At 39.8% G+C, this 15,958-nt stretch carries 11 protein-coding genes; 1 reads left to right on the forward strand and 10 read right to left on the reverse strand.

What is annotated here, in order from left to right; all coding sequences use genetic code 11:
- Positions 1–239 precede the first annotated feature (239 nt).
- From mukB to cmoM, 4 genes are read right to left on the reverse strand one after another with little or no spacing between them, the layout of a single operon-like run.
- The gene (mukB, locus tag PR767_RS17440; protein ID WP_272520685.1) at positions 240–4,682 is read right to left on the reverse strand and encodes a chromosome partition protein MukB; all 4,443 of its coding nucleotides are present in this window, start codon (positions 4,680–4,682) and stop codon (positions 240–242) included.
- Complete coding sequence (gene mukE, locus PR767_RS17445; RefSeq protein WP_004909591.1) at positions 4,682–5,407, reverse strand: chromosome partition protein MukE; 726 nt, start codon at positions 5,405–5,407, stop codon at positions 4,682–4,684. Before mukE ends, mukB begins: the two co-directional genes overlap by 1 nt.
- Entirely contained in the window at positions 5,388–6,713 is a 1,326-nt protein-coding gene (gene mukF / locus PR767_RS17450) for a chromosome partition protein MukF (protein ID WP_004909586.1), read from the reverse strand. The genes mukE and mukF overlap by 20 nt, the downstream gene beginning before the upstream one ends.
- Positions 6,710–7,498 (reverse strand): tRNA uridine 5-oxyacetic acid(34) methyltransferase CmoM, encoded by a 789-nt coding sequence (gene cmoM / locus PR767_RS17455; RefSeq protein ID WP_004909582.1) that lies wholly within the window; start codon positions 7,496–7,498, stop codon positions 6,710–6,712. Before cmoM ends, mukF begins: the two co-directional genes overlap by 4 nt.
- Positions 7,499–7,853: 355 nt before the next feature.
- Between cmoM and elyC the strand changes: the two genes are divergently transcribed.
- On the forward strand, positions 7,854–8,681 hold the full coding sequence (elyC, locus tag PR767_RS17460) for an envelope biogenesis factor ElyC (RefSeq protein ID WP_117162081.1): 828 nt from the start codon (positions 7,854–7,856) through the stop codon (positions 8,679–8,681).
- A gap of 87 nt (positions 8,682–8,768) precedes the next feature.
- On the opposite strand, the gene kdsB is transcribed toward elyC, so the two are convergent.
- The 6 genes from kdsB to PR767_RS17490 all read right to left on the reverse strand — a co-directional run bounded on the left by kdsB (position 8,769) and on the right by PR767_RS17490 (position 15,635).
- The gene (gene kdsB, locus PR767_RS17465; RefSeq protein ID WP_117162082.1) at positions 8,769–9,515 is read right to left on the reverse strand and encodes a 3-deoxy-manno-octulosonate cytidylyltransferase; all 747 of its coding nucleotides are present in this window, start codon (positions 9,513–9,515) and stop codon (positions 8,769–8,771) included.
- 5 nt (positions 9,516–9,520) lie between these two features.
- Entirely contained in the window at positions 9,521–9,700 is a 180-nt protein-coding gene (locus tag PR767_RS17470; protein WP_004256203.1) for a Trm112 family protein, read from the reverse strand.
- Between the two features lie 137 nt (positions 9,701–9,837).
- Entirely contained in the window at positions 9,838–10,053 is a 216-nt protein-coding gene (locus tag PR767_RS17475; protein WP_004909576.1) for a cold-shock protein, read from the reverse strand.
- A 402-nt stretch (positions 10,054–10,455) separates the two neighbouring features.
- Entirely contained in the window at positions 10,456–11,454 is a 999-nt protein-coding gene (gene lpxK, locus PR767_RS17480; protein ID WP_004909572.1) for a tetraacyldisaccharide 4'-kinase, read from the reverse strand.
- Positions 11,451–13,196 carry a lipid A ABC transporter ATP-binding protein/permease MsbA gene (gene msbA, locus PR767_RS17485; protein ID WP_196723967.1) on the reverse strand — a complete coding sequence of 582 codons (1,746 nt, stop codon included), beginning with the start codon at positions 13,194–13,196 and terminating at the stop codon, positions 11,451–11,453. The genes lpxK and msbA overlap by 4 nt, the downstream gene beginning before the upstream one ends.
- A 36-nt stretch (positions 13,197–13,232) precedes the next feature.
- On the reverse strand, positions 13,233–15,635 hold the full coding sequence (locus tag PR767_RS17490) for a DNA internalization-related competence protein ComEC/Rec2 (protein WP_272520686.1): 2,403 nt from the start codon (positions 15,633–15,635) through the stop codon (positions 13,233–13,235).
- Between the last annotated feature and the right edge of the window lie 323 nt (positions 15,636–15,958).

Here is a 15,958-nt window from a genome sequence, read left to right on the forward strand (position 1 = left end):
AAACATTTATTGGTGCCTTAAACATAGATGAAATTTATTTTAATTAAAAGCTTTAACTAATGCTTTCTTCGCCACTTAATTCCATATATAAAAAGTGGTTTTTATCATGAGGAAAATATGTTTTCGGGTTTTATTCAAATTAATGAGTAATTTTGTAAAATCGCTTTTATACTATTTCTTAAATATAAAAGCCGGTATTTAGTTATAAATACCGGCTTTTATTTCATTTATAAAAACTATTACTGCAATGTTGGTGCTTGTACATTCAGGTTTTCTTGCCCGAATCCCTTTAGGCCAACAACATGCACATGCTCATGTGTGCCAATCACTTTACGAACTAATTTATACGTCGTACCTTTCTCTGGGCTAATATTTTCTGGTGCTGCAATGATCAATTGCATTTCAAGCCTATCGCACAGCTCAAATAACGTCGCAATAGATTTAGCATCTAATCGCGCAGCTTCATCTAAGAATAATAAACGACAAGGAATAATATCTTTCGCACGTAAACGACGAGACTCTTCTTCCCAGCTCTGTACGACCATCACTAAGATCGACATCCCAGTACCAATCGCTTCACCCGTTGATAACGCCCCACTTTCCGCTTTTAGCCAGCCATCTGAACCTCTGTTCACCTCGACGTCTAACTCTAAGTAATTACGGTAATCAAGTAGTTCTTCACCTATCGTTTGTGGCAACCGCTGCCCAACATCCACTTGTGGGTTAAGGCGTTGATACAATTTCGCCATCGCTTCAGAGAATGTTAACCGTTGGCTGGTGAACAAGTCTTGATGCATTTCACTTTCTTCAGAAAGCACACTAAGTAACAATGCATGGCTTTCACGAATATTCACATTGAGGCGAACCCCTTTAACCTGGCCAAACGCCACCGCTTGCAGCCCTTGGTTTAGCATACGAATACGATTCTGCTCGCGCTGAATGGTTTTGCGAATAATATTCGCCACACTTTTTGAACTGATCGCCAATTTTTGCTCACGCGCTGTTAGCTCTTCTGTTAAACGCGCCAGTTCAATCTCCATTTGCTCGATTGCATCAATCGGGTCATCTGTACGAATAATATCTTGGCGAATACGTTCACGTAGGTGTTGGTATACCGCGATAAAGAATTTTATCTTCCGATCTGGGTGTTTTGGATCTTCAGATAAACGCAATACATCGCGTAAATGTTCGTTATCCGCAACCGCTAAACGCAGCGCACCCAAGGCTTTATCCGACATCGAACGTAAGCTATCACCGTCAGTATAGGCCAGCTCACGGCGATGTAGACGACGCTCAACGCCATTGTCTTTCACCAAGCGCATGACCGCACACCAACCTGCTTTTGCCGTCACTACCTGCTCACGCAGCATATAGTAGTCTTTTTCTAACTTACGAAGACGCTTCTGTAAGTTATCCATTTCAGCTTCACATAATGTCAGCTGTTTTTCTAACTGGTTAATACGACTACGATTTTCCATGACCCGCTGGTGCAATTCATCGCGTCGGATGCGAGCACGTTCTTGAGCATCAGGATCTGCTTTTACGCCAATCTCTTGCATTTCAACTTCGAGTTCTTTCAACATCTCTTGTTTGGTATCGAAAGAACTGCGTAACGAAGCAAGGACTTGATGGAACTGTGCACTTTGTGCTTGGTGCTGACGCAATTGTTCACGAGCACGTGTACGTTCAGTTTCTGCCTGCTCTAAACGTTGGCGTAGTTTTTCATTCAAGTCCGCATTTTCATTCACCATTCCCGTTGAATCACTGTAACTAAAGTGAGCACGGCGCTGAACGACTTCGACTAATGCAAAAGCTTGTTGTTTAGCATTTTGTTGGCTGTGTTTTGCTGCCTCATAATCTTTACGTAATTGCTCATGTTGTTCAGGGTCACTGAGCAACACGGTCACAATCGGTTCTAATTTTTCTAACGCATGACCATGCTTATTCAGAAAATGCGCGGCTTCTTCCGCTTCCGTTAGCTCTTCGCTTATCTCTTCGACTCTGTCCACCAATGTTTCATCGAGTAATAACCCCATCTGAGGTAATAAGCGATTAAGAGCCGCAAGGCTTTCTTTGCCTTGTGCAAATTGTTGACGTTGTTGCTGAGTTTGCTCTTCAAACTGTACCAAAGCACGTTCAATTTCCGAACGTTTCTGATTAAGCGTACGAATTTCAGCTTCAGGATCATCTTCAAAGGCCACCGAAATATGTTGACCAATAAACCGACTGAATGCTTGGTGTGAACGCTGAATTTTCTGTACGTCAAATGACAGGTTCGCGTAACGCTCAGCCAGCTCATCACGCTCAGCAGTTAATGACTCTAAATGACTTTCACGAGCAGCACGACCAAACAAAGGCAATTCAGGATAACGAGAGTAACGCCATTGACGCTCAGACGAACGGACTAATACCGCACTTTCAAATTCTTGTGCATCAAAAACGCTGTCATCGAACGATTGAGGATCCCCTTCGATAAAATAAACATCATCAGGGCAATCTTGTAATGTTTCGAGCTGGCTACGGACCACAGATAAGTCTTGAACCACAATACCATGACGAGCAGGGCCATATAATGCAGAAAAATAAGCCGCATCTTCAATGGTAATATCATCATAAATTTCAGATAACAAAACACCATTAAAGCGCTCTGCCAACGCTAACATGCGGCCATCTTCCGCACCGCTTGGCTGGCTTAGCCGCTCAATTTGCTTTTCGAGATCTTTACGTTGCGCAGCAACTTCATCTCGTTCAACCGTTATTTCCCTTTCTTGTTCGAGGAGTTGCTGCATAAATTCAGTCACTGCAGTACTTGACTCAAACGTTTCATGAGATTGCTCATTAAGCTGTGTTAGTGCTTCTTGAGCCATAATCCATGCGGGAGCTTTAGATGAAAGTTGGCTAATACGCAGGCGAATTTGTTCCAATTCTTGGCGCATTTGCATCCGCCTTTCGCCACTCTCATTCACACCAACACTAAGTTCCTCTTGTTGTGCTTCCAGTTCAGCCATTAATGCGTCAAGCTCATCTGGCTCATAGCTTTGCCCATGACGTTTACAAAATTCCGCCAACATACGTTCTGCATTTTGCTGGCTATTCAAACGCTGTTGTAATTCAGAGAGTTGCATACGTAACGGTTGCACTCGCTCCGCTAAATGCTGTTGAGATGACCAATCACGTAATAATGTACGCGCTTGTTGGTATGCATCACTGCGGCTAACTTCCCCTATCATATTTTTAACTAATTGATAGGCTTGTTCAAATTGGCTATGAGCAGCATCCGCCACACTCATTTTTTGCTCAAGCGCTAATAACGTTTGAGTTGCTTGTTGCTCACGCGCTTCGAAGGTATCTAACCATTCATCTGCATTATCAATGGATAATTCAGGAAGTTGACACAATTCACGAGCACGCGTTAAAGCATGCAACGCTTGTTGGTACTGAATAGCGCGTGTTTGTTGCACATCCAAAGCTTGTTGGTAATCGGCGAGTTGGTTTTTTAGTTCATCAACTTCAATTTCAGCGGCTTCAGCTCGTGCCTCATACTCTTCTTGAGTTTCAGTCGCTTCAGCAACGACTTCACTTTGTTCTTCAAGACGATAAGTCAGTTCTTCGATGTCTGCTTGATAGCGATCGATTTTTTCTTGTTGACGCAGCGCGGCTTGCACTAAATTTAAATGGTCACTGGCTGCTTGGTAGTCCGCTTCTAATTCTGTAGAAGCCCCATTCTGCTCATTCAACTCACGCGCCATTTCGACACTGCGGACTTGTTCAATTCGCAATTGTTTACGGCTGGCTAATAGCTCATTGCGCGCAGCTAGTGCTGCATCAAGGTGAATGCGTCTTTCATTGGAATGGCGCATATAATCCGCAGAAACATAATCAGTCGCCTGGCTAATTAAATGTTTGAATAAGTCGCGGTCTGATTGAGTGACACGAATGGCTTCTAATGTTAAACGGTTTTCACGCAAAGCCGCTTCCATATCTTGGAATGCTTTACGTACCCCACTGTTTTCTGGCAATAAATAATCACGTAATGAGCGGGTGATTGCGCTAGAAATACCGCCATATAGTGACGCTTCAATCAGTCGATAATATTTGCTTCGATCACTCGCGGAGCGTAAACGTTTAGGTAAAACCCCTAATTCAAACAGGGTCGAATGGTAATCGGTAATTGAGCTAAACTGCTTAAATAAAACGCCTTCCTGTTCCTCAAGACGTTCTTTTAGTTCATTGAGTGGAATGACTTTGGCTTGTCGCCCATCGATAACTTCCGTCAATATTTCCGTTGGAACTGTCGCCAATGGAATGCCTTGTACCATAAATGGCTTAATATCAACTTTCTTATCGCGCCCAGCGACTTGCTGTAAACGCACACCCACCATGACACGCTGATGCTTCGAGTTTAATACATCCAAAATAGCGTAGCAGACACCTGGGCGTAATTTCCCGTGTAAGCCTTTATCCCGCGAACCAGATGTCGCACCGGCTTCCGTTGTGTTACGGAAGTGAAGTAAGGTTAAATCGGGGATCATTGCGGTAATAAACGCCGCCATTGTGGTTGATTTACCCGCACCATTACCACCCGATAACGTGGTCACTAATTCATCAAGGTCAAAGGTTCGGGCAAAAAAACCGTTCCAATTCACCAGCGTCAGTGAGCGAAATTTTCCGCGTTCAATCATTATTCTTCATCCTCATCACTTTCTGCCGGTTCTTGACTCTCTTCGCCATCCTCTTCATCACCATCTTTTAGTGATAATTCACCGTCAAGAGAGATAGCTTCACCATCACGGATCATCCGTAACTGTGCATCTTGTGGGTTATCACCACTGCGTACATCGGCACCAAAACGGAATACAGATTCGCTAATAATAAATTTACTTGAATCATTTTGCAGAAAATGCACCATTCCCAAACGGCGTAAGCGATTGAGTGATGTTCTTAATTTTTCCTGCAATTTTTGTTTATCTAGGTCAGAACCTGTCGAACGTTGATTAACAAATTTAAGTAATTTGCTTTCATCCGCTAATGATAACAATTCTTCAAATAACTCTTGTGAGGTAAAAATACCTTGGTTACTCAAGCGTTCAGGGCTGAGATAGAGATAACAAAGAATTTTTCCAACCATCATATCTAATTCAGATAACACGGAGCGAGGTATTAAGGTTGTTGAGCGCGGACGTAAATAAAAGAAACCTTCAGGGGCGCGAATTAGCTCTACGTTATACCGTGCATAAAATTGTTCTAATGCTTCCTGAAAATCCATTAAAAATGCGTGGTTATCAAGGTCATCAACACTAATATGGCGACCTGAACGCAATTGGCTGTCTAGCTCTGGAAAAATTGGGTTAGCTAATGCTTGAGCCAGCTTAACTGGCATAAATTGTTCAATATTTGTCGATGACATGTGCCTGTACCTTGGCTCCGTGATCATTAATAGCTTGCCATTCTGCCGGTAATCCCGCCAAATCAGCCTCTGCGATACCTAATTTAACAGCTTGGTCGATAATAATTCGAGCAACATCAAAATGACGTATTTGTGGGTATTGCAGTAAGTAGTCATGCAACACACGGCCCACATCGAGTGGCCGCTGCTCTGTTTTATAAATGGCTAACTCAATTTCCATTAGCTCTGCAAGCTTGTCATTTAATTCACTAAACTCTTCAAATTCAAGCTCTGGGGGTAATTCACCCATGACTTCTTCATCATGCAACGCAAGCTCTTCATCACGCATATCGAATAATCGATCCGCATTGGCGTAAGTGAGTGCCCAAGGGCTATCAAGGTAATGCTGAACAGATTGACGTAACCGCTGAGAAAAAATTCTATTTTTGTCCATATCGATGGCCGTACGGATAAACTTATGAACATGACGATCATAACCAATCCATAAATCGATAGATTGTTGACCCCAGCTAACGATACGATCTAATTTATTTTGCAGGTCAAAAACCAGCCTATCCACTAAATCCGAGAACGCTGGCGCATTCATATTGGCTTCTTGAATACGTAATAAATTCGCTTGCAGTTTATCCCCTGCGGCTTCCAATGTGTCTTGCAACTCACGCAATGTACCTGATGTTTCTGAGAGTAATTGCTCACAGTTAGCGATAGCTGCCTGCCAGTCTTGATTTAATAATGCCGCAATATCTTCTTTTACTGAATTTTGTTGTTCATCCATAATGCGTTGCGATAAATCAATACTGTCAAAAATTTCAGCAACTGAATATTTTAGTGGAGCAAACACATAACGATGCCAATAAAATTCATCGCCCCCTTCCTCAGCAGCCTCAGCGGCACGTTGTAGTTCTCCAGCAACAATAGAAAGCTGCATGGAAAGTCTTAATGTTGAGAACTCTCGCTGACGAATATAATAATCGCTGATACCAATCCCCAAAGGGGTTAGGCGGTAAATTGCATTACCTTCAACAATGTCACTAGCAAAACGGTTAAATATCTTCTGGCGAACCATATCATTGATAGCATTATTGGCTCTTACCGCCAAAGATTCAGTCGTCTGTTCAAACCCTTTGCAAACCTCACGAAAGGCATCAATCAGCTCCCCTTCACTCATTTCACCATTGACTCTTTCACTGTTTAATACCGCTACCGCGAGCAAAAATGCTAAACGTTCAGCGGGAAGTGAAATCGAAAAATCATTTTTTCGTGCCCAAGACACAAGTTCAGGGACGGTCTGGGAAAAATCACTCATAAATCGTCCTTTTGTATTTGTTTGCGTGCCATGACATGAATATAACGCCCCATGCTAATATAGGGTTCTTCACGGCAATACTGCTGTTCTAATGCCAACAATGCCGGAAAATCTTTCTGCTGTAACTGCCGACTTTGTAAATAGTCATGGAATACCCTGACACCACTTTTACCGATAATTTGCATATTACACTCACCCAACCAAGCATCAACTTGATGAGGAAAAAGCGGTTTTTGTGGTGATAACGAGCGTTTACGACGACGTTGAATATGTGGCGTTGCAAGATGAAAATTTCCCAAAATTGCGTTACGCATCACCAAGCCATTTGCATTATAGAACATGACAGAAAATACGCCTTCAGGTCTAATTATATCTACCAGTTGTTCAATTGCATATTTTTGATCGCTAATCCATTCAAGTACTGCATGAAATAAAACAAGGTCAACCGGTTCATCAATATACTGAGCTATGTCTTGCGCTGCACAATGAATAAAACGCATGTTATCGCTTATGCCTTGTTCCTTGGCTAGTTCACCGGCGCGCTCCAACATCTCTTCGGATAAATCGCAAAGTATCACTTGATGTCCCATTTCGGCTAGTTTGCGTGAAAAATGCCCTTCTCCCCCGCCTGCATCAAGTATTTTTAGGGTTTTCCCTTCAAATTGGCTGCACAATAATTGAGTTAAATCTTGCCAAACTACCGCTTCTCGTATTTTTCCTTTTGTCGTTCCGTAGATATTTTTTGCAAATTTATCGACAATATCATCAAAGTTGCGGTCTGCCATGTGCTATCCGGTTGCCTATCATCTATTATTTAAAGCGGTTTATGCGCCAATTTGTCGCGAAAAAACGTAAAATGGTTGATTACACCCTGATACTGGGAAAATTAATGCTAACCAGAAATATTCTCACATTGTATTGCACTTATCACATACAATGCGAAGCGACAGTTAAAGCAGGAATTATAACAGATAATCGCTATATTTTTGCATAGTACTTTATTGTACTCAGCAAATTTCAATTTAGTGCTATTAAACACTAATTTGTTATTTTTACGCCAATTTAGCTGCTTTATTGCGTTTTTTTTCTGTAAACACCACCACAACGATTGTTCGATAACCCTTAAGAATAGGCTTAGTTATGTTATTTCTCTTAAAAAAATATATTGGTTCGCTATTGATGCCATTACCATTATTGCTCATCGTCGGGTTTATCGGGTTACTTTTGCTTTGGTTCACGCGCTGGCAACGTTGTGGGAAAGCATTTGCTACCCTAAGTTTAGTTTTAATAACCCTATTAGGGTTACAGCCTATTTCAGATACTTTGCTTGCTCCTGCAGAAAAGCAATTTAATAAACGCTATGAACTTATCACTGAAACTCCACCTCAAGAGGTACGTTACATTGTTGTACTCGGAGGCGGTTTTACATATAACCCTGATTGGAGTCCAAGTTCTAACCTATTGAATAATAGCTTACCTAGAGTGACTGAAGGCGTCCGCCTTTATCTTAACCACCCCGGCAGTAAACTCATTTTCACTGGTGGCAAAGCAAGTAGCCCTATCAGCAGTGCCGAAGTTGCCGCACAAGTCGCTCAATCCTTGGGGGTTCCTGCACAGGATACGATCCCACTCACTGAACCCAAAGATACACAAGAAGAAGCTTATGAAGTTGAAAAAATTATTGGGAAATCGCCTTTTTTATTAGTAACTTCTGCTAACCATTTACCTCGAGCGATGACTATGTTTACTCAACGGGGAATGAACCCTTTCCCAGCCCCTGCAAATCAGTTAGTTATCACGAGTGAAATCAATCCATGGGAGAAATATATCCCTTCCTCGTATTACTTCGGTCATAGTGAACGTGCTTGGTATGAATTTCTTGGTACGCTTTGGTGGCATTTAAAACCCAATAATACACAAACGTTAGAAGAGCAACTTGCCACGCCTGAAGTTGTTACCGCTGAATAGTAACAAAAAAGGTGTAATCTATTGAGATTACACCTTTCATTTAGCTAAATCGCATATTGGCCATTCCCGCTATCAGGAAAATGCTGACTACGGAATAAATTGCTTTCTAACTAGTTCAAGATCTTCAGGGGTATCAACACCAGCGCCTGGCGTAGTTTTCGCAACATCCACATGAATTTTCTCTCCATACCAAAGCACCCTAAGTTGCTCTAACATTTCGATTTTTTCTAATGGACTTGCTTCCCACTTAATATAACGGCGAATAAACCCTGCACGATAGGCGTATATACCAATATGACGTAAAAAGGTATCACCTATCGTGTCTTGGCTTTTCGCAAAGTTGTCTCTATCCCAAGGAATGGTTGCCCGAGAAAAATACAATGCATAACCTTCGTGATCAATAACAACCTTCACAGCATTTGGGTTAAATGCTTCATGGGCATCATAAATAGGCACAGCTAGTGTCCCCATTTCAGCTTTGCTCCCCCGAAGGTTATGAGCAACTTGGCTAATAATCTCAGGTGGAATTAAAGGTTCATCACCTTGTACATTCACGATGATTTCATTGTCAGAGAAAGCGTAAGTATCAATAACTTCAGCCAATCTTTCAGTTCCAGATTGATGATCTGGATCCGTCATACAAGCTTCACCACCTGCTTCAATCACCGCTTTAGCAACATCAGAGTGATCTGTCGCAACTATCACTCGACTCGCCCCCGATTTAATAGCTTGCTCCATTACTCGAACAACCATCGGTTTGCCATGGATATCGGCCAAAGGTTTACCAGGTAGACGTGTTGACGCATAACGAGCAGGAATAATAACCGTAAACATGATGATTACTGGCCTTCATCTAATGAAACAGGGCGCGCTTCATTTTCTAGCAATACAGGAATGCCATCACGAATGGGATAGGCTAGATGATCAAACTTACAAATAAGTTCAAGGTTTTCTTTGTTATAACTCAATTTGCCGTGGCATACAGGACAGGCAACGATTTCAAGTAAACGGTGATCCATGTTTTCTCCCGAATGGATTTTAACTCACTTGGAGTCAGGATATCACATGCAGATATCACCGTTAACTTTAATCTTCCTGAATAAGATCTCCTGCAGGAGATGAGAGGATAAGCAGGAGAAATTGTTCTGTTTATTATTTAATAAGCAATAACGTCAGCTGCCGTTACGCCATCCGAATTACGAGTAACAGAGAACTCAACGTTTTGACCTTCGAATAATGATTTGATTTTTTTATTAGCAATTGACTTTGTTGTCACAAACACATCATCACCACCATTGAATGGGGAAATAAAACCGTAACCTTCTTTTGCATCAAACCATTTAACTCGACCCATATGTAATTGAAAATTCATATTAAAACTCCTTTTGTTCTGAGAACAATATTTTTTTTATCTTTGTATCATTACTCTTTCTTGCTTCCCATTTATAAATTGCCGATCTATTAATACATCAAAGAGTAATTAAACTTTACCAATTCATGCGCACAAATCATTGTGCATATTTTATAACGCTCATATATGTAGATTTCAGACACCGCAAATCTACTGCGAAGTTAACAGTCTATTTTGACATTATGATGACAAAACGCAGTGACAACGACTTTACAGTGTAGATTATGCGAGGATATGAAGACTAACTAAAGAACGGAGCGTGAAATTTAAGCTAGTATAAAATCCAATTATCAATGTATTGCATCTAGATACATAATAAGTGGATCTATATCACATTGGCGATATTATTATCACAGAGAAACGTTATAGACAAGTTTTTTTGTTATTTGTGATAAGTTTTTTTATTCCGCTTAAGATTTTTTCAGCATCAGTTGTCTGTAATTGTGCTTGGACTGGCAGGAACCACCAATTCGGCTGAGCAAAAGCACGGCATTTCACCGCATCCTTTTCAGTCATTAATAAGTTTTGTTCATTTTTAACTAACCGTGAAAGCTGTTTTAATTCATATGACTGGTGGTCAGCAAAAGCATGAGTGTTAATGACGTCTACCCCTTTGTTTTCTAATGAGGTAAAAAAACGAGGTGGATGACCAATGCCTGCCATTGCGATAACCGCAGGTAATTGTGTAACCGCTCGTTTTTCCCCACTAACAAGGTTACAAGCAACATCACCTTCAAGGGCCATTAAGGCTTCATTTTCTTGAGCTTCACCGCCGTTAACAACAACAGCATTAACACTTTTCAAACGCCCAGCCCTTTCGCGCATAGGCCCTGCAGGTAACCACCAACCATTACCAAACCGACGTTGACCATCAATAACGACAATTTCGTAGTCACGTTGCAAAGCATAATGTTGCAACCCATCATCAGTAATAATCACATCTAATGGAAATTTCTCTAATAAGGCTTTAACTGCATCACTACGCTTGGGGGCAACCGCTACAGGAGATTTAGTACGATGAAAAATTAATACGGGCTCATCTCCTGCAACTTCAGTTGTCGTTGTTTCATCGAGTATCAGCGGGTACTTTTCAGATTTACCACCATAACCTCGAGAAACAACCCCTACACGGTAGCCTTCTTTAGTAAGTGATTCCACTAACCAGATAACAACAGGGGTTTTACCATTTCCCCCCGCTGTCAGGTTTCCAACCACTACTACTGGAATTGGGGCTTTCCATGAACGTTTTAGCCCGATTTTATAAACCATATCTCTAATTACCGTTACTAACCCATAAAGGAAAGATAACGGCAGTAATAAGAGATACAGCCATGATTTACCAGACCAAATACGTTCTATCATTGTTTAAATTGAATACTATGTAATTGTGAATATGCACCATCTTGAGCTAATAGCGATGCATGGTTACCACGTTCAATGATTCGTCCATCTTGTACAACTAATATTTCATCCGCATTTTCTATCGTCGATAACCGGTGGGCAATGACCAAAGATGTTCTATTTTTCTGTAACTCGTCGAGGGCCGCTTGAATAGCACGTTCAGACTCTGTATCTAGTGCAGACGTCGCCTCATCAAGAATAAGAATTGGAGCGTCACGTAGAAGTGCTCGAGCAATCGCTATTCTTTGACGTTGTCCGCCAGAAAGCATCACACCATTTTCGCCAATAACGGTATCTAGACCTTTTTCAAGTTTAGCAATGAAATCCATTGCATAGGCCATTTCTGCAGCTTTCTCTATTTGCTTACGGCTGTAGCTACCATCTGTTGCATAAGCAATATTATTCGCTATCGTATCGTTAAATAGATAAACATGCTGAGAAACTAACGCGACTTGGCTACGTAATGAAGACAATGTGTATTCGCGGATGTCATGGCCATCAATTTGAATAGACCCTTCATCAATGTCATAAAAACGAGTAATCAAATTTGCAATTGTGGATTTACCTGAGCCTGATCGCCCAACTAGAGCAACTGATTTTCCTGCTGGCAAAGTAAACGAAACATCGTCTAACGCAGGATGCTCTTTGGTTGCATAGGTAAAGGTGACATGCTCAAATTTAATATCACCTTTAACTTCTTTAAGTACTTTGGTTCCGTTATCTTTCTCTTGTTCAGAATCTAAGATAGCAAATAAAGTTTGGCAAGCCGCCATACCACGTTGGAATTGAGAGTTAACATTCGTTAATGATTTTAACGGACGCATCAATGCAAACATTGATGAAAATACAACAGCAATTGTACCTGAAGTTAGCTGATCACGAATTTCAGGAAAACTCGCAGCATATAGGACAAATGCTAATGCAAATGATGCAATTAACTGAACAATAGGGTCTGAAATTGCTGAAGCGGTTACCATTTTCATATTTTGGCGGCGCATATTGTTACTGACTTTATTAAAGCGCTCAGTCTCAACTTTCTGCCCACCAAAAATTAAAACTTCTTTATGGCCTTTTAACATCTGCTCCGCGCTAGCCGTCACATGCCCCATACCCGTTTGCATGTTTTTACTGATCTTACGAAAACGTTTGGAGACAATACGAATAGTGACTGATACAACAGGAGCGATCACGATTAAAATAAGGGAAAGTTGCCAGCTATAATAAAACATCATCGCAAACAACCCGATGATATAAGCACTTTCCCGAATAATTGTAATTAATGCCCCAGAAGAAGATGATGCAACTTGTTCTGAGTCATAGGTAATCCTAGATAACAGTGTTCCTGTAGATTGCTGGTCAAAAAAACTAACCGGCATTCCCATCATATGACCAAATAATTTACGGCGCATGTTCATCACGACTTTACCTGCAACCCACGAAACACAATAGGTTGAAACAAAGCTAGACCCACCACGAACAACCATTAATCCTAACACCGCGAGCGGAAGCCATTTTAAAACGTCATTATCTGCCTTATCAAAGCCTTCATCCAATAAAGGTTTTAATAAAGAAATCATAAACGCGTCACCTGCTGCGTTTATGATAAGTGCTATTGCTGCAACGATTAAACCCGCTTTAAAAGGCGCTATTATTGGCCACAAGCGACGAAAAGTTTGTTTTGTCGAAAGGTCTTTATCATTCATACTTTTAATTACCAGACTTAATGTAAGCGCACTATTCTACTCGGGAAATAGCGGTAAGCCAAACCACAGATGATACCAGCGGGGCTGAATTTCATAGCGATAACGCGAAATCTGAATTTTTTCCTTTTTAAACCATAAAGTTAACTGCCCATCTTCTGCTGTATTTAACCATTTAATGTTACTATTTTTATATCTAAAATAGACTTTTGGCGATGGAATTTTCCATGCACTATACCTTGCTGATGATACTACCACCATTGAAGGTTGAACATTTCTTAACAATAAATCTGTTGATGAAGTGCTGCTTCCATGATGTGGAGCGAAAAGAAGAGTCGAACGTAATCGATTTTTGTACATTTCAACAAGTGATTTCTCCCCTTGTTTTTCGATATCCCCTGTTAATAAAATTTTATGGTAGCCATCCGTTAATTGAATGACACAAGAATCATTGTTATGCGATATTGGCGCTAACTTTTCAGGCCATAATACTTCAAAAGTTAATATTCCCCACCGCCATTTTTGACCTTTAAAACATGGAAGGTGAGCCATATTTTTTATCTTATTAAGTTTATTATTTTTTTTCCTGTATGCCGAAGTTTTTTGTGGCCCAAAACTACTTCTTACACTTAGCCATGGATATTGCTGGATTAAATAATTAGCCCCTCCAGTGTGATCTAAATGATTATGGCTTAAAATTACTCCAATTGGGGTTATATCATGATATTTAAGGAAAGGAATAATTTGACGCTGTGCATTGCTATCCCCTTTCCATGCATTACCTGTATCATAGAGTAATGCCACATTATTTTGTTCTATCACAACTGCCAAACCGTGTCCGATATCTAATACCGTCATTCTCCAGCCTTCTTTGAATTGTTTACCACTTCCCCTTTCTAAGAAAATCAAAATAACCACACAACTAACAAGCCCGAAATAACGCTTATACCACTTAAATAAAACGACAATGATACTTAGCCAACATATTAAGAATAAATAATAGGGGACATTGATGAATTCTGACCAAAAAGTACTTAAATAAGGTAATGGTTTTAGTCCTAAGGCTATAACGCTATCTATCACATATAAAAGCGACTGCTGAACTACTTTTATTGGCACTAAAAATACGACAAAAATAGCAGGAACAACACACCAGGAAGCGAGCGGGACAAACCAAAGGTTAGCCACTAAACCCATTATGTTAATACCATTAAATATGATAAGTTGCATTGGAATAAGTAATACTAGTAAGCCAATTTGTAAGTGTATTAATCCTATAATTTTTCCCTGAACACCTTTAGCTAAATGATATGGTAGTGGAAATATCGATAACCAATAAAGAATGGCTAGAACAGCGAAACTAGACAACCAAAAACTATCTGACAAAATCGCCAATGGATCAAATAATAATATTCCCGCTATACTCCAAAGAGCCCATTGCCAAACAAAATACCTTGCTGGTTTATTTTTAATATATATCCATAATAGTAAGGCAAATAATGCTCGAGTCGCAGGGATAGCAAACCCCGAGATCCACGCATAAAAAACAGCTAACCCCAAACCTATTACTTTTGGTAGTATTTCATTGATATATTTTATTGGTAAAAAATATTGAATTCCTCGAGTAATAAAAATGCCAAACAAGTAAGCTAAGCCAATATGCAAACCTGATATGGCCATTAAATGTGTTAAGCCCGTTTTCTGTAGTAAATAGGCTTGATCTGCGGCTAATAAACTTCTATCACCAAACATTAACCCATAAATAACTCCTTTATTAGACAATGGATTAATTAGTTCCATGTAGTTATAAATGATTTTTTGCCTTACAGAACACCTCATTTGTAATGGTTTTACTTTTTGGCTTTTCAAAACCCCTATAATTCTATTAGCTAAATAGTAGCGTTGTAAATTAAATCCACCTTCATTTAGTGAGCTGTGCAATGGCCTTACTTTACCATTGATTCGCCAAGATTGCCCTGCGCAAACAGATTCTTTTGTTTTCCATGTAGCATATAAAGGCGGAAAAACAATACGGTTGTTAATTTTTTCAATACGTACTTTGATTTTTTGCTCTTTGTTATTCAAAGGAGTACCAATAATAACCACATCAATATCATTATTTTGGTTAGATAGATAATTAACATGATTAATAATGTTAACTCCATGCCAATTACCCCACAGGAAAAACATAATAATTAATGCTAAAAATTTACCTAACTTACCAAATACAAAAAACATTATTATCAACGTAAAAAATAAAAAAAAAAATAACAATTCACTCAACATTATAATTTTAGGTATAAATAAAAGTGGTAACGTACCAAAAATCAATGCAATAGAAGCCATTGTTATCGAAACAGGTAAACTTTTACTAAAGATTGAATTATATTTTTTGAGTCGATTGTTTAGCCATCTTATTATGTAGATGATATTTTCTATCAATTTTTGTATCCCTACATAGCATTTATTCGCTTTAGTTTATTTATTTCTATTATTTTTTTAAAGTTTCCTTCTTTTATTTTACGTAGCGCTTTCCAATATATTTTTCACCGACAAAAAAGTACATATTCGTTTGCGAGGAGCTTCGCAAAATATGGATATACCACTCAATATGGTTTTGAATTGGTTTTAATATTTTTTATAAATATAGAGAGGTGTTGGTGTTGGTGTTGGTGTTGGTGTTGGTGTTGGTGTTGGTGTTGGTGTTGGTGTTGGTGTTGGTGTTGGTGTTGGTGTTGGTGTTGGTGTTGGTGTTGGTGTTGGTG

This window comes from Providencia sp. PROV223, assembly GCF_028479245.1.
Taxonomy (GTDB): Bacteria; Pseudomonadota; Gammaproteobacteria; order Enterobacterales; family Enterobacteriaceae; genus Providencia; species Providencia rettgeri.

Coding starts and splice junctions, on each gene's coding strand:
- mukB (WP_272520685.1), bottom strand. CDS start 4,682: ATGATTGAACGCGGAAAATTTCGCTCACTGACGCTGGTGAATTGGAAC.
- mukE (WP_004909591.1), bottom strand. CDS start 5,407: ATGTCATCGACAAATATTGAACAATTTATGCCAGTTAAGCTGGCTCAA.
- mukF (WP_004909586.1), bottom strand. CDS start 6,713: ATGAGTGATTTTTCCCAGACCGTCCCTGAACTTGTGTCTTGGGCACGA.
- cmoM (WP_004909582.1), bottom strand. CDS start 7,498: ATGGCAGACCGCAACTTTGATGATATTGTCGATAAATTTGCAAAAAAT.
- elyC (WP_117162081.1), top strand. CDS start 7,854: ATGTTATTTCTCTTAAAAAAATATATTGGTTCGCTATTGATGCCATTA.
- kdsB (WP_117162082.1), bottom strand. CDS start 9,515: ATGTTTACGGTTATTATTCCTGCTCGTTATGCGTCAACACGTCTACCT.
- PR767_RS17470 (WP_004256203.1), bottom strand. CDS start 9,700: ATGGATCACCGTTTACTTGAAATCGTTGCCTGTCCTGTATGCCACGGC.
- PR767_RS17475 (WP_004909576.1), bottom strand. CDS start 10,053: ATGAATTTTCAATTACATATGGGTCGAGTTAAATGGTTTGATGCAAAA.
- lpxK (WP_004909572.1), bottom strand. CDS start 11,454: ATGATAGAACGTATTTGGTCTGGTAAATCATGGCTGTATCTCTTATTA.
- msbA (WP_196723967.1), bottom strand. CDS start 13,196: ATGAATGATAAAGACCTTTCGACAAAACAAACTTTTCGTCGCTTGTGG.